At 52.7% G+C, this 3083-nt stretch carries 2 protein-coding genes; both read left to right on the top strand.

The annotated features are described in order from the left end of the window. Positions 1-2735 (top strand): RAP domain-containing protein (locus CX664_RS24825; RefSeq protein ID WP_146000351.1); only part of this gene is annotated, 2735 nt, incomplete at its 5' end. 156 nt (positions 2736-2891) lie between these two features. Then, the coding region (locus CX664_RS26025; RefSeq protein ID WP_146000350.1) for a hypothetical protein at positions 2892-3083 on the top strand (192 nt) is incomplete at its 3' end.

The raw sequence follows: 3083 nt of genomic DNA, 5'->3' as shown, positions 1-3083 counted from the left end.
TTCAGCTGACTCAAGCTGCCTTATTGTCAACTCTGCTTGATGCAATAATATTTAACTGCAACCAAAAACCGGAAGCCCGGAATATTGATGCCCGGGGAATCGCCAACCTGCTGTGGGCGATGGCGAAACTGGTGGACAACGGGCAGAAGCAGACACCAGAGTTCAAAGAGGCCATGGCCGCCCTGTTGACTCACGTGAACCTACAGAAAGAGCAATTCAATGCCCAGGCTATCACCAACCTGCTGTGGGCAATGTCGAAACTGGTGGACAACGGGGAGTGGACACCGGAGCTCAAAGAAGCTGTGGCCGCGCTGTTGCCCCGTGTGAACGCCCACAAAGACCAATTTAATACCCAGAATATTGCCAACCTGCTGTGGGCCATAGCGAAACTGTCGGACAACGGGCAGAAGCGGACACCCGAGCTCAACAAGGCCGTAGCCGTACTGCTGCCCCACGTGAACATACAGAAAGACCAATTTATTCCTCAGGGTATCGCCAACCTGCTGTGGGCCATGGCCAAACTGGCGGACAATGGCCAGGAACAGACACCAGGGCTCAACGAGGCCGTGGCCGCGTTGTTACCCCGGGTGAACGTACAGAAAGCTAACTTTAACCCACAGGAAATCACCAACCTGCTGTGGGCCATGGCGAAACTGGTGGACAGCGGGCAGGAACGGACACCACGGCTCAACGAGGCCGTGGCCTCGCTGTTGCCCCATGTGAAGGCACAGAAAGACCTGTTTAATGCCCAGGCCATTGTCAACCTGCTGTGGGCCATGGCGAAACTGGTGGACGACGGGCTGGAGCGGACACCAGGTCTCAAAGAGGCCGTGGCCGCCCTGTTGCCCCTCGTAAACGCACAGAAAAACCAGGTTAATCCCCAGGGCATTGTCAACCTGCTGTCGGCTATGGCGAAACTGGTGGAAAACGGGCTGGAGCGGTCACCAGGGCTCAAAGAGGCGGTGGTGGCGCTGTTACCCCATGTGAACGCACAGAAAGGCCAATTTACTGCCCAGGGAATCGCCAACCTGCTGTGGGCCATGGCGAAACTGGAGGACTACGGGCTGAAGCAAACATCAGGGCTTAAAGAAGCCGTGGCCGGGCTGTTGCCCCAGGTGCAGGCACAGAAAGACCAATTTAATCCTCAGAATATCGCCAACCTGCTGTGGGCCATGGCGAAACTGGTGGACAACGGGCAGAAGCAGACACCGGAGTTCAACGAGGCCGTTGTCGCGCTGTTGCCCCACGTGAGCGCAAAGAAAGACCAATTTAAGGCCCAGGGCATTGCCAACCTGCTGTGGGCCCTGGCGAAACTGGTGGACAACGGTCAGAAGCAGACTCCAGAACTCAAAGAGGCTGTGGCCGTGCTGTTGCCCCATGTAAAGACACAAAAAGCTTGCTTTAAACCGCAGGAAATAACCAACCTGCTGTGGGCCATAGCGAAACTGATGGACAACGGGCAGGATCGGACACCAGAGCTCAACGAGGCCTTGACCACGCTGATGCCCCTCGTGAACGTACAGAAAGCTAACTTAATACCACAAAGTATCGCCAACCTGCTGTGGGCCATGGCGAAACTTGCGGACTACGGGGAGGAGCGGACACCAGAGTTCAACGAGGCCGTGGCCACGCTGTTGCACTGCGTCAACGCACAGAAAGACCAATTTATTCTTCAGAATATCACCAACCTGCTGTGGGCCATGGCGAAACTTACGGACTACGGGCAGGAGCGGACACCAGAGTTCAACGAGGCCATGGCCGCGCTGTTGCCCCGGGTGAGCGCACAGAAAGACCAATTTATTCCTCAGCAGATCACCAACCTGCTGTGGGCCATGGCGAAACTGGTGGACTTCGGGCAGGAGCAGACACCAGAGCTCAACGAGGTCGTGGCAGCGTTGTTGCCCTGCGTGAACACACAAAAATACCAATTTATTCCTCAGCATATCGCCAACCTGCTGTGGAGCATGGCAAAACTGGTGGACAACGTGCAAGAGCAGATACCTGGTCTCAACGAGGCCGTGGCCGCGTTGTTGCCCCGGGTGTACGCACAGAAAGCTAACTTTAAACCACAGGAAATCGCCAACCTGCTTTGGGCCACCGCGAAACTGGGTGAGCACGTTGAGCTGGACGTGGTTACCTCTATCTTCAAATCGCTTGTCCACAAAATCAGTGAAAACCCTCTGTCCTCTCAGCAAGATATATTTATGTCTCTCTGGGGCGGAATGGTATGCTGTGCCAGGTTGTCTCTGGTCTCCAAAGCCAATAAAAATAACGTGCTTGAAAAGCACCTGGATGACCTGCTTACTCGCCTGGAAAATACCCCCCCGGACAATGAAAAGGATCAACGCGTCATTGCCATGGCCGCCAGTTGGCTTGGCAGACCGTTTCCGATCGTCCCCCATTACCGGGCAACCATTTCAGATCCTCAAACTTTCTTCCGTGATCAACTCCAATCACGCCTTCCCTCTTTGAAGATTGAAGAAGAAAAGCGTTTGAACTCATTACCTCCGGTTGACCTGTTTCTGCCAGAGCACAACATTGTGATTGAAATTCAGGGACCATTTCATTACGTGAATGGTGATTTCAAAACCAGGAATGGTTCGACTCTGTTGAAAATTGCACTGTTGCAAAAAGCAGGGTTTGAGGTCATTGAAATTCCGGTTAAACAGCTTTGGAACCCGGATTTAATGAAACCATTTATTGATCAAATAGTGAAGAGAACAAACAGCCAGTAATCGTCTCCCTGCCATCATGACTCAGGAACCGTTTTCACAATCCAGAGTAGATGTTCTCCTCCAACCACTTGCGTTTATAAACCGTTCAGCAAAATGAACTTCTGAACAGAACCGCAGTCTGCTTTTTATATTCTCATGAATTAATGAAATATAATTATGGATAGAAGATCTGCTGGTATCAGTGGTAAATACACAAGATCAGGTAATGATTACAACCAACCGAATAACCACGCCCCTTCTTCAGGGCGTGGACGATATAGGCATGCCACAGTCAGACCATGGGATAATCCCCCCCGCACTGCGCGGGGGCGCCATGAATTTTACCATTCTTCTGGAGCCAGCTCTTCT

This window comes from Endozoicomonas acroporae (assembly GCF_002864045.1).
Lineage (GTDB): Bacteria > Pseudomonadota > Gammaproteobacteria > Pseudomonadales > Endozoicomonadaceae > Endozoicomonas > Endozoicomonas acroporae.
This window is presented reverse-complemented; position numbering and strand designations above follow the sequence as displayed.